Annotated in this window: 26 protein-coding genes; 22 read left to right on the top strand and 4 right to left on the bottom strand. The window is 74.6% G+C overall.

Annotation, left to right across the window (positions count from 1 at the left end; translation table 11 throughout):
• Nucleotides 1-10: 10 nt before the first annotated feature.
• Nucleotides 11-787, bottom strand: coding sequence for a hypothetical protein (locus ACWGKI_RS10425; protein ID WP_452186739.1), 777 nt, complete (start codon nt 785-787; stop codon nt 11-13).
• A 137-nt stretch (nt 788-924) separates the two neighbouring features.
• Between ACWGKI_RS10425 and ACWGKI_RS10420 the strand changes: the two genes are divergently transcribed.
• From ACWGKI_RS10420 to ACWGKI_RS10405, 4 genes are all read left to right on the top strand, one after another.
• Nucleotides 925-1347, top strand: a complete 423-nt coding sequence (locus ACWGKI_RS10420) for a DUF7144 family membrane protein (protein WP_452186737.1) — start codon at nt 925-927, stop codon at nt 1345-1347.
• Nucleotides 1348-1365: 18 nt separating this feature from the next.
• Nucleotides 1366-1788: a DUF6325 family protein gene (locus ACWGKI_RS10415; RefSeq protein WP_380243014.1), complete on the top strand. Its 423-nt coding sequence runs from the start codon at nt 1366-1368 to the stop codon at nt 1786-1788.
• Nucleotide 1789: 1 nt separating this feature from the next.
• The gene (locus ACWGKI_RS10410) at nt 1790-2152 is read left to right on the top strand and encodes an SHOCT domain-containing protein (RefSeq protein WP_380243016.1); all 363 of its coding nucleotides are present in this window, start codon (nt 1790-1792) and stop codon (nt 2150-2152) included.
• Between the two features lie 135 nt (nt 2153-2287).
• Entirely contained in the window at nt 2288-3604 is a 1317-nt protein-coding gene (locus ACWGKI_RS10405) for a chloride channel protein (RefSeq protein WP_452186735.1), read from the top strand.
• Between the two features lie 16 nt (nt 3605-3620).
• On the opposite strand, the gene ACWGKI_RS10400 is transcribed toward ACWGKI_RS10405, so the two are convergent.
• From ACWGKI_RS10400 to ACWGKI_RS10390, 3 genes are all read right to left on the bottom strand, one after another.
• Complete coding sequence (locus ACWGKI_RS10400; protein ID WP_452186733.1) at nt 3621-4715, bottom strand: DinB family protein; 1095 nt, start codon at nt 4713-4715, stop codon at nt 3621-3623.
• A gap of 9 nt (nt 4716-4724) precedes the next feature.
• Nucleotides 4725-5576 (bottom strand): uracil-DNA glycosylase, encoded by an 852-nt coding sequence (locus tag ACWGKI_RS10395; protein ID WP_452186731.1) that lies wholly within the window; start codon nt 5574-5576, stop codon nt 4725-4727.
• A gap of 116 nt (nt 5577-5692) precedes the next feature.
• Nucleotides 5693-6193: an aromatic ring-opening dioxygenase LigA gene (locus ACWGKI_RS10390; protein ID WP_380243025.1), complete on the bottom strand. Its 501-nt coding sequence runs from the start codon at nt 6191-6193 to the stop codon at nt 5693-5695.
• A 259-nt stretch (nt 6194-6452) separates the two neighbouring features.
• On the opposite strand from ACWGKI_RS10390, the gene ACWGKI_RS10385 reads away from it, so the two are divergent.
• The 18 genes from ACWGKI_RS10385 to ruvB all read left to right on the top strand — a co-directional run bounded on the left by ACWGKI_RS10385 (nt 6453) and on the right by ruvB (nt 21618).
• Nucleotides 6453-6626, top strand: a complete 174-nt coding sequence (locus ACWGKI_RS10385) for an antitoxin (RefSeq protein ID WP_380243027.1) — start codon at nt 6453-6455, stop codon at nt 6624-6626.
• A gap of 214 nt (nt 6627-6840) precedes the next feature.
• Nucleotides 6841-8820, top strand: coding sequence for a threonine--tRNA ligase (gene thrS / locus ACWGKI_RS10380; protein WP_452186750.1), 1980 nt, complete (start codon nt 6841-6843; stop codon nt 8818-8820).
• A gap of 8 nt (nt 8821-8828) precedes the next feature.
• Nucleotides 8829-9404, top strand: coding sequence for an HIT family protein (locus tag ACWGKI_RS10375; RefSeq protein WP_380243029.1), 576 nt, complete (start codon nt 8829-8831; stop codon nt 9402-9404).
• Nucleotides 9404-10054, top strand: coding sequence for a phosphatidylinositol phosphate synthase (gene pgsA, locus ACWGKI_RS10370; protein ID WP_452186728.1), 651 nt, complete (start codon nt 9404-9406; stop codon nt 10052-10054). Before ACWGKI_RS10375 ends, pgsA begins: the two co-directional genes overlap by 1 nt.
• Nucleotides 10054-11016, top strand: coding sequence for a phosphatidylinositol mannoside acyltransferase (locus ACWGKI_RS10365; protein ID WP_452186726.1), 963 nt, complete (start codon nt 10054-10056; stop codon nt 11014-11016). The genes pgsA and ACWGKI_RS10365 overlap by 1 nt, the downstream gene beginning before the upstream one ends.
• A complete protein-coding gene (locus tag ACWGKI_RS10360) occupies nt 11013-12257 on the top strand; it encodes a glycosyltransferase family 4 protein (protein ID WP_380243036.1) in 1245 nt (414 codons plus the stop codon). Before ACWGKI_RS10365 ends, ACWGKI_RS10360 begins: the two co-directional genes overlap by 4 nt.
• The gene (locus ACWGKI_RS10355; RefSeq protein ID WP_452186724.1) at nt 12254-12841 is read left to right on the top strand and encodes a hypothetical protein; all 588 of its coding nucleotides are present in this window, start codon (nt 12254-12256) and stop codon (nt 12839-12841) included. Before ACWGKI_RS10360 ends, ACWGKI_RS10355 begins: the two co-directional genes overlap by 4 nt.
• Nucleotides 12842-12911: 70 nt before the next feature.
• Nucleotides 12912-13829: a pyridoxal 5'-phosphate synthase lyase subunit PdxS gene (gene pdxS / locus ACWGKI_RS10350; protein WP_380243040.1), complete on the top strand. Its 918-nt coding sequence runs from the start codon at nt 12912-12914 to the stop codon at nt 13827-13829.
• A complete protein-coding gene (locus ACWGKI_RS10345; RefSeq protein ID WP_380243042.1) occupies nt 13826-14395 on the top strand; it encodes an NUDIX hydrolase in 570 nt (189 codons plus the stop codon). Before pdxS ends, ACWGKI_RS10345 begins: the two co-directional genes overlap by 4 nt.
• A gap of 117 nt (nt 14396-14512) precedes the next feature.
• Nucleotides 14513-15049 carry an alternate-type signal peptide domain-containing protein gene (locus tag ACWGKI_RS10340; RefSeq protein WP_380243044.1) on the top strand — a complete coding sequence of 179 codons (537 nt, stop codon included), beginning with the start codon at nt 14513-14515 and terminating at the stop codon, nt 15047-15049.
• A gap of 40 nt (nt 15050-15089) precedes the next feature.
• Complete coding sequence (locus ACWGKI_RS10335; protein WP_452186722.1) at nt 15090-15746, top strand: signal peptidase I; 657 nt, start codon at nt 15090-15092, stop codon at nt 15744-15746.
• Nucleotides 15743-16579 carry a hypothetical protein gene (locus ACWGKI_RS10330; RefSeq protein ID WP_452186720.1) on the top strand — a complete coding sequence of 279 codons (837 nt, stop codon included), beginning with the start codon at nt 15743-15745 and terminating at the stop codon, nt 16577-16579. Before ACWGKI_RS10335 ends, ACWGKI_RS10330 begins: the two co-directional genes overlap by 4 nt.
• Nucleotides 16572-17462 (top strand): hypothetical protein, encoded by an 891-nt coding sequence (locus ACWGKI_RS10325; protein ID WP_452186718.1) that lies wholly within the window; start codon nt 16572-16574, stop codon nt 17460-17462. The genes ACWGKI_RS10330 and ACWGKI_RS10325 overlap by 8 nt, the downstream gene beginning before the upstream one ends.
• Before the next feature lie 43 nt (nt 17463-17505).
• Nucleotides 17506-18150 (top strand): pyridoxal 5'-phosphate synthase glutaminase subunit PdxT, encoded by a 645-nt coding sequence (gene pdxT / locus ACWGKI_RS10320; protein ID WP_380243052.1) that lies wholly within the window; start codon nt 17506-17508, stop codon nt 18148-18150.
• Nucleotides 18151-18157: 7 nt separating this feature from the next.
• Entirely contained in the window at nt 18158-18916 is a 759-nt protein-coding gene (locus tag ACWGKI_RS10315) for a YebC/PmpR family DNA-binding transcriptional regulator (protein WP_380243054.1), read from the top strand.
• A gap of 271 nt (nt 18917-19187) precedes the next feature.
• Nucleotides 19188-19778, top strand: a complete 591-nt coding sequence (ruvC, locus tag ACWGKI_RS10310; RefSeq protein ID WP_380242072.1) for a crossover junction endodeoxyribonuclease RuvC — start codon at nt 19188-19190, stop codon at nt 19776-19778.
• A gap of 126 nt (nt 19779-19904) precedes the next feature.
• Entirely contained in the window at nt 19905-20531 is a 627-nt protein-coding gene (ruvA, locus tag ACWGKI_RS10305; protein ID WP_380242074.1) for a Holliday junction branch migration protein RuvA, read from the top strand.
• On the top strand, nt 20524-21618 hold the full coding sequence (gene ruvB, locus ACWGKI_RS10300) for a Holliday junction branch migration DNA helicase RuvB (RefSeq protein WP_452186715.1): 1095 nt from the start codon (nt 20524-20526) through the stop codon (nt 21616-21618). Before ruvA ends, ruvB begins: the two co-directional genes overlap by 8 nt.
• The last annotated feature ends 23 nt before the right edge of the window (nt 21619-21641 follow it).

The raw sequence follows: 21641 nt of genomic DNA, 5'->3' as shown, positions 1-21641 counted from the left end.
GCTCGCCCGGTCAGAGCTGCTTGGGGAACGACAGGACCACGGCGGTGGCGACGACGAACAGGACGATCGCCGCGCCGAGCAGCCCGCGCCGCGCGGTGTGGTGGGCCAGCTTGGTGCTGAGAGCCGCGAACAACGCGACCGACGCGAACAGGATCGACGTCAGCACGTAGTTGTCGCCGTTCTGGTTGGCGTGCCGTGCCGTGGCGGACAGCGACTCGGCGAGCTGCAGCTGGTCGTCCGCGCGCTCCTGCGCCTCCAACCGGTACTGCGGCATCAGGAACGGCGTGCGGGGTGCGGTCTTGTCGTGCAGCGGGTCCGTGGCGATCCAGGCGTCGAACGCCGGGACCATCTCGGGCCGGAACCGGCCGTACAGGAACGCGGACTCGGTGCCGTCCTGCGGTTCGTACGTGCCGTCGTCGGCGAGCCCGGAGTCCCTGCCGGCGCGCTTCTCCGAAGCGACGGCGTCGATCCAGGAGGCGAACGCCGTGACGTCCATCGTCGTGAGCTGGCCGGCCTGCGTGGAGGCGCGCGTCGACTCGGCGCGGGCCGCCGACGCGGCGGCATAGCTGTTGGCCTGCACCCCGGACCACTTGGTGCTCTGGAACGCCGACCATGCCGTGACGACGGTGGCGAGCGCCAGCAGCACGGTCGCGACGAGCTCGACACGGCGGCTCACCGTGGAACCCGAGCCCGGCTCCGGCGCGCGCGCCGGGACGGGGGCGGGGGCGGGGGGCGTGGCGGGACTCGCCGGTGCGTCCTCGGTCGGGTCGTCCCGGGTCTCGGCCATCGTGTCCCCCTCGTGCGACCGCTGTCGTCTCCTGGCACATCGTGGCGGATGACCTGGAGTTTCGCTTCCTGAGCGCGGGTCGCGCCTCACCCCTCCCCGGCATGCGCCTGGCACCCAGCGGTGCGAGAGTGTGCCGCATGAGGAGAACGGGCGGCGGTGAGCCGTCGGTGTGGGCCGTGGGCGGCACGGCGCTCGCCGCGGCCCTCCTGATCATGGCGGGCCTGTTCCAAGGGTTCGAGGGGCTCGCCGCCCTGCTCGACGACGACTTCCTGCTGCGGCCCGACGGCTACGCGTTCGCCCTCGACCTCACCGCCTGGGGCTGGATCCACGTCCTGCTCGGGGTGGCCCTGGCGCTCACCGGGGTGTTCCTCCTGCGGGGGAGCCCCGTGGCCGCGGGCGTGGCGATCGCCGTCGCCGGCCTCAGCGCCGTCTCGAACTTCCTCTTCCTCCCGTACTACCCGCTGTGGGCCGTGCTCGTGATCGCCCTGGACGTGTTCGTCGTCTGGGCGATCCTGCGCACGACGACGAGCGGGTGGGCTTCCCGCCCGCAGACCGACTGAACGACAGAGAGGCAGGACATGGATTCCACCGGACCCGTGGAGCTCGTGCTGATCGAGTTCCCCCAGACGGACTTCAAGGGCGAGGTGATCGCCGAGCTCGGCCGGCTCGTCGACGCCGGCACGATCGACGTGCTCGACGCCCTGCTGATCCGCAAGGCGCAGGACGGCACGATCGAGTGGCTCGAGGCCACCGAGGGCGGCGACGACGAGCTCGCCCGCATCGTCGGTGAGCCCGCAGGCCTGCTCGGGGCGGAGGACGTCGACGACATCGCCGAGGACCTCGCCCCCGGCGCAGCGGTCGGCATGCTCGTCTTCGAGCACCTGTGGGCGCGGGGGCTGACGGGTGCCCTGCGCGGCGCGGGCGGCCGGCTCCTCGACTGGACCCAGGTGCCCCCGGCGGCCCTCGAGGCCCTCACCGCAGAGATCGAGAAGGAGAACTGAGATGCCCCCCATGCGACGGATGGGACGCCCCGGGCTCATCGGCACGATGGCTCGCACGGCCGTGATCACCGGCACCGCACAGGCCACCAGCCGGGCGATGAACCGGCGCGCGGCCTCCCGGGAGGAGCAGCGGTACGCCGCCGACCAGTACAACGCCCAGCAGCAGCAGCAGGCCTACGAGCAGCAGCAGGCCCAGCTGCAGGCCCAGCAGGCGCAGCTGCAGGCGCAGCAGGCGGCGCAGGTCACGCAGGCCCCGGCCCAGGACGACCTCATCGCCCAGCTCCAGCGCCTGGGCGACCTGAAGACCGCAGGCGTGCTCTCGGACGCGGAGTTCGCGGCGGCCAAGGCCAAGCTCCTCGGCTGAGCGGGTGCCGCACGAGGACGGGGCCGGACGCGTGCGTCCGGCCCCGCCCTCGCTCGTCCTGCCCCGTCCGGGGCTCCCGGGGGACGACGAGAGCAGGACGACGAGAGCGGGACGACCCGCAGGAACGGAGGACCGGTGAGCGACGCCACGGCAGCACCACCCGTCATGTGGCGACCGTACGCCCGGCTGCTCGCGGTGTCGGCGCTGCTCGGCATCGTCATCTCGGTGGCGGCCTTCGCCTTCCTCGCGCTGCTGCACCTCATGACCCACGCCGTGTGGGAGGAGCTGCCCCACGCGTGGGGCTTCTCCGAGCCGCCCTGGTGGTGGCCGGTCCCGTGGCTCCTCATCGGTGGCGCAGGTGTCGGGATCGCGGTCCGCTCCCTGCCGGGCCACGGCGGACACGCGCCGGTGCAAGGGCTCAGCATGGGCCCCGTTCCCGCCTCGCACGTCCCGGGCATCCTCCTCGGGGCGCTCGCAGGCCTGCCGCTCGGCGCGGTCCTCGGCCCGGAGGCGCCCCTCCTCGCCCTGGGCTCGGCGCTCGCCCTGATCGTCGTCGGCCCGTGGCGCGCGTCGCTCAGCGACCCGGCGCGCAACGTCCTCGCCCTGGCAGGCGCTGCCGCCGCGATCTCCGCGATCTTCGGCAGCCCCGTCGTGGGCGCGGTCTTCATCGTGGAGGCGACCGCGCTGGCCGGCGTCGCCGGGCAGAACCTCGCACGGACCGTCCTGCCGGCCGTCCTGGCGTCGGGCATCGGTGGGCTGGTCTTCACCGGGGTGGGCCAATGGACCGGGCTCGAGATCGCCTCCCTCGCCCTGCCGGGCATCCAGGGCCCGGCCCGCCTCGACCTGGCCGACGTCCTGTGGACGATCCCCCTGGCGGTGGTCGTCGCCGCCGCCGTCCGCGGTGTGCGCGGCCTGGGCGGTGTGGTCGCCCGGTGGTCGGCCCCTCGCCCGTTCGTCGGTGCCGTGGTCGGCGCCGTGGCCGTGGCCCTGTGCGCCTCCGCGTACGCGCTGCTGACCGGGCGCTCGCCCGAGGACGTGGTGCTCTCCGGCCAGGGGCTGCTCGGCCCCCTGGCCGCGGACCCGGCGGCCTGGGGGGTCGGTGCCCTCCTCGCCCTGCTCGTCCTCAAGGGGCTCGGGTACGCCGTGTCCCTCGGGAGCCTGCGCGGCGGGCCGATCTTCCCCGCCGTGCTCCTCGGGGCGGCGGCGGGCGCCCTCCTGGGCGACCTGCCCGGGTACGGGGCCGTGCCGGCGCTCGCGGCGGGCATGGCCGCGGCGACCGCCGCCTCGCTCCCGTTCCCCGTGTCGGCGTCGGTGCTGGTCGTGCTCCTGCTGGGCTCCGCGGCACCGCCGCTGACCCCGGTCGTGCTGCTCGCCGCCACGGTCGGGTACGTCACCGAGCACTATGTGCTGGGGCCGAGCCGCCACGCCGAGCAGCACGCCCCGGCGCACTGACCCGGTCCTGCGCCGGCTACTCGCCCGTCACGCCGTCCAGGGCCTCGCGCAGCAGGTCGGCGTGACCGTTGTGCCGTGCGTACTCCTCGACCAGGTGGACCAGGATCCAGCGCAGGCTGAACGTGCCCTCGCCGGGGCGCCGGGACTCGACGACGGACGTGCGGTCGAGAGGACCCGGGGCGACGGGGGCGTCGAGCGCGGCGTCCAGCGCCCGGTCGGAGGCCGTCACCGCGGTGTCGAAGAGGGCGCGCAGCTCCTGCGGCGTGTCGTCGGCGGCGCTGTGCCACTCCCAGTCGGCGTCCGCGGCCCAGTCGGCGGTGTCGAACGGCGCGAGCGCCGAGCCGCCCTCGAACACCTGGAGGAACCAGTTCGACTCCACGTAGGCGAGGTGCTTGAGCAGCCCGCCCAGCGTCATGGTGCTCGGCGGCAGCGGCGTCCGCAGCTGCTCGGCGGTGAGCCCGCCGGCCTTCTGGCGCAGCGTGTCGCGGTGGTAGTCGAGGAAACCCCGCAGGGTCGAGACCTCGTCGCCGCGCAACGGCGGCTCGACGCGGGAGTCCTCGACGGCCGTGGTCGGGGCCGCGGGCAGGCGGAACGCCCCGGCGGCGAGGGCCGAGCGGACGGCCGCGGCGGTGTCCGCAGGTCCCTCGGCGCTCGTGTCGCGCACGTGCGCCTCGAGCTCGGCCAGGTCGGCGAAGGCGGCGTGCACGCTCCGCACCGCGTCCGGGTCGCGCAGCTCGGCGTCGGCGCGCGCGGTCGCCCGGTCGAGGGTGACGTCGAGGGCGGGGCGCAGGACGACGTACGCCAGGTCCCAGCCCTCGCGGGCGGCGGCGACGCGGAACGGGGCCAGGAACCACGGTCCGACGACGCCGTCCAGGACGACGTCGTACCCGCCGCGCGCGTACGCGCTCGCCGCACCGACGACCGCCGCGGCGACGGTCCCGTTCTGCCGCTGCGAGCCGGCCAGGTAGGGCGGCACGAAGCCCGTCGCGATCGACCGGTAGAAGGTGTCGGTCGTGAGGTTCACGGTGGGGCGGGCCACGTCCGCGGCGAGCAACGCCGCCACGGTGGTCTTCCCGGCGCCCGGCGGCCCGGTGAGGATGGTCACGGTCACGCGGCGACCCTACCGGTCGGTGTCCGCCGCGATCCCCGCGAGCTCCCGGGCGCGCAGCAGCACGGCGTCGAGCATCGCGGGGGTGAGGCGCCCCGTGAACGTGTTCTGCTGCGAGACGTGGAAGCAGCCCAGCACGGTGAGGGCGGGCACGTCCTGGCTCCCGGTGCCGCCCGTGCCGCCCGTGCCGCCGGTGCCGCCGGTGCCGTCGGCGACCCGCGTCAGCGTCACCTCGGCGCCGTGCGCGAACCGTGGCCGGGGGCGCGGCACCTGCCAGCCCTGCTCCGCGAGCGTCGTCAGCAGCGCCTGCCAGCCGATCGACCCGAGCGCGACCGCCACCCGGACGCCGTCGCCGACGAGCTCGACCTCGCGTGCGAGGTACGGCGCGCACCGGCGCCGCTCCTCGGGGGTCGGCTTGTTGGCCGGGGGAGCGCAGCGCACGGGCGCCGTGACGCGCACGCCCCGCAGCGTGAGGCCGTCGTCGGCCGCCACGGACGTGGCCTGGTTCGCGAACCCGGTGCGATGCATGGCCGCGAACAGGAAGTCGCCGCTGCGGTCGCCGGTGAACATCCGCCCCGTGCGGTTGGCACCGTGCGCGGCCGGGGCGAGCCCGACGACGACGACAGGCGCCGCCGGGTCGCCGAACCCCGGCACCGGGCGGCCCCAGTAGACCTCGTCGCGGAAGGCGGCGCGGCGCTCCCGGGCGACCTCCTCGCGCCAGGCGACGAGCCGCGGGCACGCGCGGCACTCGACCAGGTGGGCGTCGAGCGCGGACAGCGTCGGGGCGGTGCGGGCGGCGTCCGGGTAGCCGGGGTCGTCGGGAGGACGTGGGTCGTCGGGGGAGCGCGGGGCGTCGGAGGGCACGGGCCCATCGTGACCCGTGGGTGGTCGGTCCGCGTGCCGGCGCGTGCCGACGCGTCCGGACACGCGAGGGCCCGCCTCCCGGGGGACCGGGGGCGGGCCTGGCGAGCGTGCGGCGGTCAGACCGCCGGGTTGAGACGACCGCGGGCCGGCGTGGTGGCTGCGGCGGCCGGGACCGTGGCGGTGGCGACGGCGGGGGCTGCGGCGAGGCTGCGCAGCGACCAGCCCATGAGGCCGAACAGGACGCCGAGGCCCATGACGAGGGCGCTGACGCCGTAGGCGACGACCGAGGTGAACAGCGAGGCCCGCAGGAACGAGGCGTTCATGGCCGTGGCGCGCAGCGGGTCGTCCTGGCCGAGCTGGGCGTAGGTCTGGCCGCCGGTGGCCTCGAGCGCGTGCTTGTCGATGACCTGCGCCTGCGCGTAGGCGGTGAGGGGGCCGTCGACGGTGGCGCCACCGAGGAACGCGGCGTCCTCCGAGACGGTGATGTCCTGGGCGGCGAGCTGGCTGCTCACGGTGGCCCACGTCGCGGCGCCGGCACCGATCATCAGGATGCCGGCGATCAGCGCGACGAGGCCGACGATGCGAACCGGTCGCTGGGTGGTGCGGGTGGTGGTCATGGTCCCCTCCGGGTGCCGGGTCGCGGGGTGCGCGGCCGGTCTGGTCGACGCCGGGTCCGGCGCTGTCTCTATGGTAAGACCACAGGACCTGACCAGCACCGGCGTTGCTCGTGAAATCCTTCACAAGGTTGCCGGAGGTAACGATCGTCGCGGCGGACGCCCGCCTGGCCCAGCTCGCGCCGGGTGCCGGCCCGTGGTGGCCTTGACGGAGGTCGAGCCGGCGGGGTGCCGGCAGGGTGGCCACGACGAGGAGGACGACATGACGGAGAGCTCGGGCCGGGGCGGCCTGTTCGACAAGGCCAAGGACGCGCTCCAGGGCCTCGTGACCGACGAGAACATCGACAAGGTCGCCGACGAGGTCAAGAAGCGCACGCCGGAGAGGGTGGACGGCTACGTGGACAAGGCGGCCGAGGAAGCGAGGAAGCGCACCTGACGGCCGCGCGTGCCGGGGCGGCGGGCGGGACGCGGAGCGCCTCGTCGTGGTAGCCGGTCCGGATGAGTACGATCGAGGGGCGCCACCCGCAGGTGGCGCCCCTCGGCCGTGCCAGCGCGTTCCCGCGCGGGCCGGCCGCGTCCCACCGTCGTCGAGCACCGCTCGGCGCCACCGACCACCAAGGAGCACGCCCGTGTCCGACGTCGCCTCGCCGATGCCACCGATTTCCGACGACACGCAGGACGCGGTGACGGTGCAGACGCCGACGACGGGCACGGAGCTCTTCGCGGGCCGCAAGGACGTCGTGGTCATGCGCGTGGACGGCGAGCTGCTCGACCTTTCCCGCGACCTCGCGGAGGGCACCGTGGTCGAACCCGTGACGATCGGCTCGCCCGACGGCCTCGCCGTGCTGCGGCACAGCGCCGCGCACGTGCTCGCCCAGGCCGTGCAGCAGGTCAACCCCGACGCGAAGCTCGGCATCGGCCCGCCCGTGACCGACGGCTTCTACTACGACTTCGACGTCGAGACCCCCTTCACTCCCGAGGACCTCAAGGCGCTCGACAAGGCGATGGCGCGCATCATCAAGGAGGGGCAGACCTTCCGCCGCCGCGTCGTCACCGAGGAGGAGGCGCGCGCGGAGCTCGCGGCCGAGCCGTACAAGCTGGAGCTCATCGGCCTCAAGGGCGGCTCGTCCGACGAGGACGGGTCCTCGGTGGAGGTCGGCGGCGGCGAGCTGACGATCTACGACAACGTCCGCGGTGCCGGGCGCGAGAGCGAGACCGTCGTCTGGAAGGACCTCTGCCGCGGTCCCCACCTGCCCAGCACCCGGCTCATCGGCAACGGCGTGCAGCTCATGCGCAACGCCGCCGCGTACTGGCGCGGCAGCGAGAAGAACCCGATGCTGCAGCGCGTGTACGGCACGGCCTGGCCCAGCAAGGACGAGCTCAAGGCGTACCTCGAGCGGCTGGCGGAGGCAGAGCGCCGCGACCACCGCAAGCTCGGCGCCGAGCTGGACCTCTTCTCGTTCCACGACGAGGTCGGCTCCGGCCTGCCGCTGTTCCACCCCAAGGGTGGCGTCATCAAGCGGGAGATGGAGGACTACGTCCGCCGGCGCCACATCGAGGAGGGCTTCGAGTACGTCGGGACTCCTCACGTCACCAAGGACGGGCTGTTCCACACCTCGGGCCACCTGCCGTACTACGCCGACACGATGTTCCCCGAGATGGACCTCGAGGGCTCGAAGTACCGCCTCAAGGCCATGAACTGCCCGATGCACAACCTGATCTTCTCCTCGCGCGGGCGGTCGTACCGCGAGCTGCCGCTGCGGCTCTTCGAGTTCGGCACCGTCTACCGGTACGAGAAGTCGGGTGTCGTCCAGGGCCTCACCCGCGTGCGGGGGCTGACTCAGGACGACTCGCACTCGTACGTCACCCCCGAGCAGGCGCCCGGCGAGGTCAAGCACCTGCTGAACTTCATGATGAGCGTCCTCACGGACTTCGGGCTCACCGACTTCTACCTCGAGCTGTCCACGCGTGACGACTCCAAGCCGGACAAGTTCGTCGGCTCCGACGAGGACTGGGCGACCGCGACGAAGGTGCTCGAGGAGGTCGGCCGCGAGACCGGCCTCGAGCTCGTGCCGGACCCGGGCGGCGCCGCGTTCTACGGGCCGAAGATCTCCGTGCAGACCAAGGACGCCATCGGCCGCACCTGGCAGATGGGCACCGTCCAGTACGACTTCAACCAGCCGGCGCGCTTCGGCCTGGAGTACACCGGGCCGGACGGTACCAAGCAGCAGCCGGTGATGATCCACTCCGCGAAGTTCGGCTCGATCGAGCGGTTCATGGGCGTGCTCATCGAGCACTACGCGGGGGCGTTCCCGGCCTGGCTCGCGCCGGTCCAGGTGCTCGCCGTCCCGGTCGCCGAGGCGTTCGACGACTACCTCAAGGACGTGGTCGCCCAGCTCAAGGCCCGCGGGATCCGCGCGCAGGTGGACCTGTCCGACGACCGCTTCGGCAAGAAGATCCGCAACGCCTCCAAGGAGAAGGTCCCGTTCGTGCTCATCGCGGGCGGCGAGGACGTCGAGGCCGGCGCCGTGTCGTTCCGGTTCCGTGACGGCACCCAGGAGAACGGGGTGCCCGTGGCCGAGGCCGTCGAGCGCATCGTGGCCGCCGTCCGCGACCGCGCCCAGGTCTGAGCGGCGCAATGACGGGAGAACACGCCACGACGGAGGGTGCGGGCGGCTTCGGCCCGCCCGAGGACAGCATGCAGCGCCTGTGGACGCCGCACCGCCTGGTCTACATCGGCGGGCAGGACAAGCCCGCCGACGGCTCGGTGGAGCAGTGCCCGTTCTGCCGCATCCCGACGCTCGACGACGAGTCCGGCCTCGTCGTCGCCCGGGGGACGGAGTGCTACGCGGTGCTCAACCTGTACCCGTACAACTCCGGCCACCTCATGGTGCTGCCGTACCGGCACGTGTCGTCCTACGTCGACCTCACCGGGTCCGAGACGGCCGAGCTGGCGGCGATGACGCAGACTGCGGTGCGCACGCTCACCGCGGCGTACGGCCCGGCGGGGTTCAACATCGGCATGAACCAGGGCGACGTCGCAGGGGCCGGCATCGCGGCGCACCTGCACCAGCACGTCGTTCCGCGCTGGCTCGGGGACGCGAACTTCCTGCCCGTGGTGGGGCAGACCAAGGCGCTGCCCGAGCTGCTGGCCGACACCCGGGCCAGGCTCGCCGCGGCCTGGCCCGGTGACGCGCCGGACGGAGGGCGCTGATGCTCGGAGGGCTGCGGGCCACGATGCAGCGCCTGTTCACCCCGCCCGCCCGCCTGCTGCTGCGCTGGGGCGTGTCGCCGGACGCCGTGACGATCACGGGCACCGTGATCGTCTGCGTCCTGGCCCTCACCCTGCTGCCGACGGGTCACGTGCTGCTCGGCAGCGTCCTCATCGGGCTCTTCGCCCTCGCCGACTCCCTCGACGGCGTCATGGCGCGGCTGTCGGGCCGCTCCGGGCCGTGGGGGGCGTTCCTCGACTCCACGCTCGACCGGCTGTCCGACGGCGCGGTGTTCGCGGGCATCACGCTCTGGTTCGTGCTGCACCCGGACCTGCCGTACGCGACCTGGGGGCAGGTGGCCGCGCTCGCGTGCCTGGTGCTCGGCTCCGTGGTGCCGTACGCCCGCGCACGCGCGGAGAGCGTCGGCGCGACGGCCGCCGTCGGCATCGCGGAGCGCACGGACCGCCTCGTGGTCGCGCTCGTCGCGGTCGGCTTCACCCAGGTCGGCCTGCCCGTGGTGGTGGCCGAGGCGGCGCTGACCCTGCTCGCCGTCGCCAGCCTCGTCACCGTGGTGCAGCGTGTCGCGACCGTCCGCAGGCAGCTCGCGCCGGCACCGGCCGGCCCCACCGACAGTCCCGCCCCGGAGGTCTGATGCGGATCGACGTCGCCCGCCTGTACACGTTCGCGTGGCGCCACGCGCCGAAGGTGCCCGAACCCCTGCTCCGCGCGGTGTTCACCGCGGTCGCCGACCTGACGTGGCTGCGGCGCACCGAGGGGGTGCGGCGGCTGGAGGCGAACTACGCCCGGGTGCGTCCCGACCTCGACCCGCCGGAGCTGCGCCGGCTCACGCGCGCCGGCATGCGTTCCTACATGCGGTACTTCCGCGAGGCGTTCACCCTCCAGGGGTCGACGCCCGAGCAGATCGCGGCGCGCGTCCGGCTCGAGGGCTACGAGCACGTGTCGGGACCCGTCGGGGACGGGCTGTCCGTCTCCCTCGCCCTTGCGCACCTCGGCAACTGGGACCTCGCCGGGGCGTACGCGACGCCGCACATCGCGCCCGTGCTCACCGTCGCCGAGCGGCTCCAGCCCGAGGAGCTGTTCGTCGAGTTCGTCGAGTTCCGCCGCTCCCTCGGCATCGACGTGCTGCCCCTCGGCGACCCGGACGTCTTCCGCAACCTGGTGCGCGGGGCCACCAAGGGCGGCTGCATCGTCCCCCTGCTGGCGGACCGCGACCTGGCCGCGACGGGCGTGGAGGTGGACCTCTGCGGGCACCGGGCCCGCGTCGCCGCCGGCCCCGCCACCCTCGCGCTGGTCGCGAAGGTGCCGCTCGTGCCCGTCGGCATCACCTACGAGCGCCTGACGGGGGAGCGGCGCCGCGCCGCGGGCACGCCCTGGGGGATCGTCATCCGCTTCTACCCGGCCGTCCCGGTGCCGGACGACTCGGGGCTGCGGCGCCACGAGCTGGTCGCCCGCATGACGCAGGGCTGGGTGGACGCCGTCGCGCGGACGCTGCAGGAGTCCACGCAGGACTGGCACATGCTGCAGCGGGTGTTCGTGGACGACCTCGACGCCGCGCGGTACGCCCGCACCCAGGCCGAGGCGGGCGAGCGATGAGCGCGCCCGAGCACCCCCTGACCGCGTCGCGGCCGCTGCGGGTCGGGATCGTGTGCCCGTACTCGTTCGACGCCCCGGGCGGGGTGCAGTTCCACGTGCGTGACCTGGCCGGCGCGCTGCAGCGCGCGGGGCACGAGGTGTCCGTGCTGGCCCCCGCCGACGACGACACCCCGGTGCCGGACGTCGTGACGTCCGCCGGCCGCGCCATCCCGGTCCGCTACAACGGCTCCGTCGCACGGCTCACCTTCGGGCCGCGCGCGGCCGCACGCGTCCGCCGCTGGCTCGAGGCCGGCCGGTTCGACGTCCTGCACCTGCACGAGCCCATGACGCCCAGCCTCTCGATGCTCGCGCTGTGGGTGGCGGAGGGGCCGGTGGTGGCCACGTTCCACACGTCCCAGGAGCGTTCCCGCGCGCTGCAGGTCGCGTTCCCGCTGCTGCGGCAGTCCCTGGAGAAGATCGCGGCCCGGATCGCGGTGTCCGAGGACGCTCGCCGCACCCTCGTCGACCACGTGGGCGGCGACGCCGTCGTCATCCCGAACGGGGTCTACGTGGACACCTTCGCGCAGGCCGCGACCGCCGAGCGCTGGCGCGGCACGCCCGAGGCGCCCACCATCGCGTTCCTGGGCCGCCTCGACGAGCCGCGCAAGGGCCTGGAGGTGCTCGCCGCCGCCGCGCCGCGCGTGCTGGAGCGGGTCCCTGGTGCGCGCTTCCTCGTCGCCGGCAAGGGGGACGCCGGGCGGGACGCCGCGATCGAGGCGCTCGGCCCGCTGGCGGGCTCGTTCGAGTTCCTCGGGGGCGTGAGCGACGAGGACAAGGGGTCGCTGCTCGCCTCGGCGGACCTGTACGTGGCGCCGCAGACGGGCGGCGAGAGCTTCGGCATCGTGCTCGTCGAGGCGATGAGCGCCGGGACCGCGGTCGTCGCCAGCGACCTCGGGGCGTTCCGGCGCGTGCTCGACGAGGGCGCCGCCGGGCGGCTCTTCCGCACGGGCGAGGCGGACGACCTGGCGCGCGCGATCCTCGAGGCGCTCGACGACCCGCAGGACACGGCCGTCCGGCGCGACCGGGCCGCGGCGTTCGTGCGCAGGTTCGACTGGTCGGCGGTGACCGCGCAGGTGCTCGCGGTGTACGAGATGGCGGTCGCGGCGGGCGAGGCGCTGGGCACCCCGGTCGCCCCGTCGCGCGCCGAGAGCGCGGTCGGGTGGCTGCGCACCCGCCGTGCCGTGGGGGGTGAGGGCGCATGAGCTGGTCCGAGCTCGCGCTCGTCGTCCTCGTCGTCGCGGCCGTGGTGGTGTGGCTCGCGTGGGTCTCCGCCTCCCGCCTGGACCGGCTGCACCGCAAGGTGGTCGCGTCGCGCATCGCGCTCCTGGCCCAGCTGGTCCGCCGGGCGGGCGCGGCCGTGGACCTGGCGTCGTCCGGTCTCCTCGACCCCGCGGGGGCGGTGCTGGTCGCCGACGCGGCGTTCGCCGCCGTGGAGGACCCCGTCCCGTCGGGCCCGACCGGCGCGGAGCTCGCGCTCGACGGGCTCGCGCCCGGACGCGAGCGCGCCGAGAGCGAGCTGTCGTCCACGCTGCGCTCGGCCCTCGGGGACGACGAGTCCCTCCGCGAGCTGCGCGCCGCACCGGACGGGGACGCCCTGGTGGGCCGCCTCGCGGCCGCCTGGTACCGCGCGCAGCTCGCACGGCGCTTCCACAACGAGGCGGTCCTGCAGGCACAGCGGGCGCGTCGTACCTGGTACGTGCGCCTGCTGCGGCTCAGCGGTCACGCGGCCCTGCCGCGCACCGTGGAGCTCGACGACCAGATGCCGGCAGGCCTCACGAGCAGCTGACCGCGCGCCCTAGGATGGAACCGGCGTGACAGCGGTCACGCCGCATCCTGCGACACGAGCGAGGCGCGAGTTGAGCGAGACCACCGGCAACGGCCAGATCCCCGCGGGCGAGGTGGGCACGGCCCGCGTCAAGCGAGGGATGGCCGAGATGCTCAAGGGCGGCGTCATCATGGACGTCGTCACCCCCGAGCAGGCCAAGATCGCCGAGGACGCCGGCGCCGTCGCCGTCATGGCCCTCGAGCGGGTGCCGGCCGACATCCGCGCACAGGGCGGCGTCGCCCGCATGAGCGACCCGGACATGATCGACGGCATCATCGACGCCGTCTCCATCCCCGTGATGGCGAAGGCGCGCATCGGGCACTTCGTCGAGGCGCAGGTGCTGCAGTCCCTGGGCGTCGACTACATCGACGAGTCGGAGGTGCTGACCCCCGCCGACTACGCCAACCACATCGACAAGTGGCGCTTCACCGTGCCTTTCGTGTGCGGTGCGACGAACCTCGGTGAGGCCCTGCGCCGCATCACGGAGGGCGCCGCGATGATCCGGTCCAAGGGCGAGGCCGGCACCGGTGACGTGTCCAACGCGACCACGCACATGCGCCAGATCCGTGGCGAGATCCGCCGCCTGACCTCCCTGCCCGAGGACGAGCTCTTCGTCGCGGCCAAGGAGCTGCAGGCGCCGTACGAGCTCGTGGCCGAGGTGGCGCGGGCCGGCAAGCTGCCCGTCGTGCTGTTCACCGCGGGCGGCATCGCCACCCCGGCGGACGCCGCGATGATGATGCAGCTCGGCGCGGAGGGCGTCTTCGTGGGCTCCGGCATCTTCAAGTCCGGCGACCCGGTCGCTCGTGCCAAGGCGATCGTGCAGGCCACCACGTTCCACGACGACCCCGACATGCTGGCCAAGGTCTCCCGCGGCCTGGGTGAGGCCATGGTGGGCATCAACGTCGAGGCCGAGCCGGCGCCGGTGCGCCTGGCGGAGCGGGGCTGGTGACGCCCGCCCTCGGCGACGACTGGGTGGTCGGCCCCGACGGGCTGCGGCACCGCCGCGCGGCCCGCGTCATCGTCCTCGACGACGCGGACCGCGTCCTGCTGGTGCGCGGCCACGACGCCGACCAGCCCGAACGCTCCTGGTGGTTCACCGTGGGCGGCGGCATCGACGCGGGCGAGAGCGAGGTGGACGCCGCCCTGCGCGAGCTGCGGGAGGAGGCGGGCCTCGCTCTCGCCCCGGGCGACCTGGTGGGGCCGGTCCTCACCCGTGCCGGCGTCTTCCGGTTCTTCGCCGAGACGTGCCTGCAGGACGAGGTGTTCTTCCTCGCGCGCGTCGACGGCGGGCACGTGCCGACCGCGGAGGGGTGGACGGCCGAGGAGCGGGACGTGCTCGACGAGATGCGCTGGCTCACGACGACCGAGCTGCGTGCCGAGACCCGCGAGGTGTTCCCCACCGCGCTGCCAGACGTCGTCGATGCCCTGGCGGCCGGGTGGGACGGCACCGTGCGCCACCTCGGCACGCAGTACGACGACGAGCCCTCCGACCCCGAGGAGCTCGGCGCGCTCTGACGGCGAGCGCCCGGAGCAATCACCGGTTACGGTGACAGGGTTCACCGATCCGCACACCGAGGTGCGGGAGCCGCGTGCAGCGCGCGGCGTGCATCGGGAGACCGGGGGGACCTCGACGTGAACCGACTGACGAAGGCTGCCATCGCCGTGGGGGGTGCGGCCGTCCTGCTGGTCGGCGGCGCCCAGACGATCGCGTACTGGACCGCGGAGGGGACGGCCACCGGGACGGACGTCACCGCCGGAACCCTGACGATGTCGGACGGCGCGTGCGGCGACTGGACCCTCGACGGCGGCGGGGCCGTCACCGACGGCATCGTGCCGGGCGACACCGTGACGACCACCTGCACGCTCGCGGTGGGAGGTACCGGCGACCACCTCGCGCTCGGGGACATCACGGTCTCCTCCCCGACGTGGTCGGAGGACAACGCCCTCACCGGTGCGCTCGACCTGAGCCTCACCTCGGCGACGCTCGGCGGCGAGACCCTGACGCTCCCGCTGACCGACCCGGTGCCCGTGGGGGAGACGGACTCGCTCGTCGTCAACCTCGAGGCGGCCTTCGACACGGCCGCGGCGAACGACACGCAGGCGCTGACCGCCGCGCTCGAGGACGTCACCGTCCAGGTCACGCAGGCGCACGTCGTCCCCGCTCCCTGAGGCGGCGGTGGCCGCGGCACCTCCGCGTCCGGCGCGCGTCGTGCGACGCGTCGTCGGGCGCGGCCTCGCCTGGCTCGTCCTGCTGCTGGCCGGCGGGGCGCTGCTGCTCGTCGTGGTGGTCCCTCGCCTGGGCGGCGCGACACCCTACGGCGTGGCGACGGGCTCGATGCGGCCCGGCCTCGACGTGGGCACCCTCGTGGTGGTGCGTCCGGTCGACGTCGCGGAGATCACGACCGGCGAGGTCGTCACCTATCAGCTGCGCTCGGGCGACCCGACGGTGGTCACCCATCGGGTGGTGGGCCTCGGTACGACAGCGGCGGGGGAGCGGACGTTGGTCACGCGCGGCGACGCGAACGATGTGGCCGACCCGCTCCCGGTGCGTGCCCCGCAGGTGCGTGGCGTCCTCTGGTACGCGGTCCCGGAGCTGGGGCGCGTGATGGGCCTCGGGACGCCGGACGAACGTCGGGCCCTGACGACGGCGGCCGCGGCGTGCCTGCTCGGGTACGCCGCGTGGCTCGTCGTCGGGGAGGTGCGAGAGCGACGGGGGCAGCAGGACCAGCAGGTGCAGCGAGGTGCCCGCACCGGCGGACCGCCGCCGTCCGCAGGCCTGGCGACGTGGTGGCCGGCGGCGGACGCCGAGACCGGCGACCCGCAGCGCGGCGTCCCGCGAGACCCGGCGCAGGAAGACGTCCGGTGACACGCCCACGCGCCGTCGCCGCAGCCGCGCGGACGCTGAGCGCCGCGATCGCCGTCGGGGCGCTCCTCGCCGTGGGGTCCGGCCCGGTCGCGGAAGCCCACGAAGCAAGAGCTGCGGTGTCGAATGCCGCGGTGCCGAGGGCCGCGGTGCCGGGGGCCGCGGTGCCGGGGGATCGGGGCGACGAGCCAGGCGGCGTCGCCCTCAGCCTGGACGGCAGGCGCTGGACGGACGGCCTCGACGCAGCGCTGTTCACCGGGGAGCCGTGGGTGCCGGGCGAGACACGACGCGCCGTGCTGCTCGTGCGCAACGACGGCCCGGGAGCCGCACGAGCCCGGGTGGCGGCCGCTCTCGGCGGGCGACCGGACGGCCCTGCAGCCGCGCTCGCCGATGCTCTGCGGGTGCGCGTCCGGCCGGCCGGGGGTGACTGGGCCGAGGCCGGCCGGCCGGCCGCTGTCCGCCTCGCGGAGGCGCAGGTGCTGCCCGTCGCGCTCGAGGTGACGCTCGCCCCGTCGGCCGGCAACGAGGTCCAGGGCGCGTCGGTCCCGGTCGACGTCGTGGTGACGCTCGCGGGTGAGGCTGACGCGGGTGGCGGCACCGACGGCACCGACGGCAGTGATGGCGCTGAGGACCCTGACGGCGCTGACGGCGTTGCCGGAGGCGGCGGCGCGGACAAGGACGGCGACGTCGCGCCCCCCGGCGACGTCCCGACAACCGGCGTGCTCCCGCGCACCGGCGGGGTCGGAGCGGGGCTCGCAGTGATCGCCGTGCTCGCCGTGGCGGCGGGCGCGCTCCTGCGGGTGGCGTGGGCGCGAGGCGGCGGGGACCGTGCCTGAGCCGGGACGCCGCGGCGCGCGCCTCCGCCGGGTCGCGACCCTCGTCGTCGTGGCGATGGTCTGCGCGCTGGCGGGCGGGGGCGTCGCCTGGGGCTGGTGGAGGACCGCCGGGACCGCGACGGCGCCCACGGCCCGCCTCACGGCCGGCACCGTCGACGTGCAGGTCGTAGGCCTCGGGAACGGCCTGGTGGGCCGCGGCGGCACCGTGACGCTGTCGGCGCTCACGCTGACGGGCGCGGTGCCGGGCTCCGGGGCGTCCGAGGTCGTCACCGTGCGCAACGGCGGCTCGCGCGCCGCCACCGTGAGCGCGACGGCGTCCCGGACCGGGACGCTGGGCACGGCCTTCACCACCAGCGCGTCCTTCGGCGCGGCCGACACCGGGTCCGGGTGCGGCGCAGGGACCGGCGGTACGGCGACGATCCCGGCCGGCGGGACAGCCGCGCTGTGCCTCGCCGTGAGCCTCTCGGCGACGGCGCCGTCGACCACCCAGGGGCAGAGCGGCGGGATGTCCGTGGTCCTCGTGGCGGCGCTTCCCGGCACGTCGTGGACGGACACGGGCACGGTGCTGAGCGGCTCGGTGGGCGCGGCCACCGTGCCCGCGCCCACGCTGAGCTGCGGCCTGCTCGGCATCACGTCGGTGACCTTCACCTGGACGGCCGTGACCACCGCCACGCGGTACCAGTTCGGGTACGGGCCGGGCGGCGCCACCACGGCACAGGTCGCGGCCGGGACCACGACGTACCAGGTCACCGGGGTGGCCACGAACGCCATCGCCCGGGTCCGCGCCGAACGAGTCTTCACGGGTGGCACCACCTGGTCCTCCGCGTGGTCCAACACGCGCCGGTACACGATCACGCTGGGACTGCTGGGGACCTGCACCTGAGCGGTCGGGGAGCCGCCCCGGGCGACGGCTCTACACTTCCCCGGTGACCACCACGATCGGCGTCCTCGCCCTGCAGGGAGACGTCCGCGAGCACGCCGCCGCGCTCGAGCAGGCGGGGGCCCGCGCTGTGAGCGTGCGCCGCCCGGCGGAGCTGGCGGCCGTCGACGGGCTCGTGCTGCCCGGCGGCGAGTCGACCACGATCGACAAGCTCCTGCGCCTCTTCGAGCTCGCCGACCCGCTGCGTCACCTCGTCGCGCAGGGGCTGCCCGTGTTCGGGTCCTGCGCCGGCATGATCCTGCTCGCCGACCGTATCGAGGGTGGCACCGCCGACCAGCGCACCATCGGCGGGATGGACGTCGTCGTGCGGCGTAACGCGTTCGGCCGGCAGGTGGACTCCTTCGAGGCGGACCTGCAGGTCGCGGGCATCTCCGACGCCCCCGAGGGGCGCCCGGTGCGCACCGCGTTCATCCGCGCCCCGTGGGTCGAGTCCGCCGGCCCGCAGGTCGAGGTGCTGGCGCGGATCCCCGACCGCTGGGCGGACGGCTCCCAGGTGGGCCCCGCCGCCGGTAAGATCGTCGCAGCACGTCAGGGACGGCTGCTCGCCACCGCGTTCCACCCGGAGATCACGGGGGACGCGCGCGTGCACGAGTTGTTCGTCCGGCTCGTCCAAGCATCGCGAAGGAGTTAGGGAGCGCATGTCAGGTCACTCCAAGTGGGCCACGACCAAGCACAAGAAGGCGGCCATCGACGCCAAGCGTGGCAAGCTCTTCGCGAAGCTGATCAAGAACATCGAGGTCGCCGCGCGCACCGGGGGCGGCGACCCCGCGGGCAACCCGACCCTGTTCGACGCCATCCAGAAGGCGAAGAAGTCGTCGGTCCCGAACGACAACATCGACCGCGCGCTCAAGCGGGGCTCCGGCGAGGGCGCCGACGCCGTCGACTACCAGACGATCATGTACGAGGGCTACGGCGCCAACGGCATCGCCGTGCTCGTCGAGTGCCTCACGGACAACAAGAACCGTGCCGCCTCCGAGGTGCGCCTCGCCTTCACGCGCAACGGCGGCAACCTGGCAGACCCCGGCTCCGTGTCGTACCTGTTCTCCCGCAAGGGCCTCGTCGTCGTGCCGAAGGCCGACGGCGTCACCGAGGACGACGTCATGCTCGCCGCCCTCGACGCCGGCGCCGAGGAGGTCAGCGACGAGGGCGAGGTCATCGAGGTCCTCTCCGAGGCCACCGACCTCGTCGCCGTGCGCACCGCCATCCAGGAGGCCGGGATCGAGTACGACTCCGCCGACTCCATCTGGCACCCGTCCATGCAGGTCGAGGTCGACGTCGAGGGCGCGCGCAAGATCCTGCGCCTCATCGACGCGCTCGAGGACAGCGACGACGTGCAGAACGTCTACGCGAACTTCGACGCCTCGGACGAGGTCATGGCGGCGCTTGACGAGGACTGACCGCCTCGTTCTTGCAGCTCGTGGCTGGGGCGGGCGGGTCGGGTGGGACGTGTCGCGAGGCGCGCCATCCGGCCGCTCGTTCCTCGCGGCCTCCCGCCAGGCCCGGCCAGCCTCGCGACACGTCCCACCCGACCCGCCCGCGTCGCTCCGCCGCGTTCGCTCGTGGCGGGTCCTCCTCGTGGTGGGAGGAGGCTGGGCGTGATCTGTGTCCCGTGCGGGGCCGTCGTCGCGCCTGCGCGGGGGTGTCCGCGGTGCGTGAGATGGTGACCGCGTGCGAGTGCTGGGGGTGGATCCGGGGCTGACCCGGTGCGGGGTCGGCGTCGTCGACTCGTTGCCGGGACGCAGGGCCCGGATGGTCGACGTCGGGGTCGTGCGCAGCGAGCCCGAGCTGAGCGTGGACCTGCGCCTGCTCTGTATCGCGCAGGGGCTCGACGAGTGGCTCGAGCGGACGGTGCCCGACGTCGTGGCCGTGGAGCGCGTGTTCGCCCAGAACAACCGCAGCACCGTCATGGGCACCGCGCAGGTGGCCGGGCTCGCGATGGTCGCCGCCGCGAAGCGGGGCGTGCCCGTCGCGATGCACACCCCCAGCGAGGTCAAGGCTGCCGTCACCGGTTCCGGCCGCGCCGGCAAGGAGCAGGTGCAGCGGATGATCGCGCGCATCCTCGGCCTGGAGGAGCTGCCCCGCCCGGCCGACGCCGCGGACGCCCTCGCCCTCGCCGTGACCCACCTCTGGCGTCCCTCAGGGGCGCTGCAGGGTGGCGAGCGGAACGAGCTCACCCCCGCGCAGCGTGCCTGGGCGGCAGCGGAGCGCACCGCCCGCACCACCTCGCACCGCGGCGCACCGTCCCGCACCACCCGCTGACGACGGCCCCGCCCGGGGAGGACGCGCGGTCCTGCCCGTGTCGCCGCCCGGAGTGTCGGGCCCGGTTGTTACAGTGACGCCTCGTACGGGTGTTCGACGCACGGCCAGCTCGATGGAAGGACCTCGGTGATCGCCTCCCTGACCGGCACAGTCACGCACGTGACGCTGGAGCGGGCCGTGCTCGACGTGGGCGGGGTCGGGTACCTCGTCCACGCCACCCCGGGCACCCTCGCCGGACTACGGGTGGGGGAGCGCGCGCAGCTGCACACCACGCTCGTCGTCCGGGAGGACTCGATGACGGTGTTCGGGTTCGCGGAGGCGGACGAGCGCGAGGTGTTCGAGACGGCGCAGTCGGTGTCCGGGGTCGGCCCGCGCATCGCCCTGGCGATGCTCGCCGTGCTCACCCCCGACGCCCTGCGGCGCGCCGTCGCGACCGAGGACCTCGCCGCGCTGCGCCGGGTGCCCGGCGTCGGGCCCAAGAGCGCGCAGCGCCTCGTGCTGGAGCTGTCGGGCAAGCTCGGCGCCCCGGCCGCGGCCGGACCCGGCGACGTCGTCCAGGACGAGGCGCCCGTCGCGAGCGGAGACCCCGCGCGCGACCAGGTGGTCGACGCGCTGGTCGGCCTGGGCTGGGCGGCGAAGGTCGCCCAGGACACGGTCGAGCGCGTCCTCGCGGACCGCGCCGACGACGGCCCGCTGGACGTCGCGGCCACGCTGCGGGCGGCCCTTCGCTCCCTCGGCGGACGACGTGGCTGACCCCTCGGAGCCGGAGTACGGGGGAGAGCGCCTCGTCACGTCCTCGGCCGACGACGTCGAGCGGGCGGCCGAGGCGGCCCTGCGCCCCAAGAAGCTCGACGAGTTCGTCGGTCAGCGCGTCGTGCGCGACCAGCTCTCCCTGGTGCTCCAGGCGGCCCTGGCGCGCGGAGCCGCCCCCGACCACGTGCTGCTGTCCGGGCCGCCCGGGCTGGGCAAGACCACGCTGGCCATGATCATCGCGGCGGAGCTCGGTACGTCGCTGCGCGTCACCAGCGGCCCGGCGATCCAGCACGCGGGCGACCTGGCGGCCGTCCTCTCCTCGCTCGAGGAGGGTGAGGTCCTCTTCATCGACGAGATCCACCGCCTCGCGCGCCCTGCGGAGGAGCTGCTGTACGTGGCGATGGAGGACTTCCGTGTCGACGTCGTCGTCGGCAAGGGCGCCGGCGCCAGCGCCATCCCGCTCGCGCTGCCGCCGTTCACGGTGGTGGGAGCCACCACGCGCTCCGGCCTGCTGCCCGCGCCGCTGCGCGACCGGTTCGGTTTCACCGGACACCTCGACTTCTACGACGCCGCGGAGCTGGAGCGCGTCATCCTGCGCTCGGCCGGGCTGCTCGGCGTCGACCTGCAGCACGCGGCCGCGCACGAGATCGCCGGCCGGTCACGCGGCACCCCCCGCATCGCGAACCGGCTGCTGCGCCGCGTCCGCGACTGGGCGCAGGTGCGCGGTGACGGCCTCCTGGACCTGCGGGCCGCGCGAGCCGCCCTCGAGGTGTACGAGGTCGACCCGATCGGGCTCGACCGCCTCGACCGCTCCGTGCTGGACGCCGTGTGCCGCCGGTTCGGCGGCGGGCCGGTCGGCCTGGGCACCCTGGCGATGACCGTCGGCGAGGAGCCGGACACGGTCGAGACCGTCGCCGAGCCCTACCTGGTGCGCGAAGGGCTGCTGGGTCGTACCCCGCGCGGCCGCGTCGCCACCCCGGCCGCGTGGGAGCACCTCGGCCTCGAGCCCCCGCCCGGGGCGTGGGGCGCCCCGCTGGGGGGCACGCTGTTCGACGACGCCGCCGGGAGCGGCGAGCAGAGCACCTAGACTGGTGGTGCCCGGCCGCCGAC

It is taken from the genome of Isoptericola sp. NPDC055881 (assembly GCF_053615895.1).
This window is presented reverse-complemented; position numbering and strand designations above follow the sequence as displayed.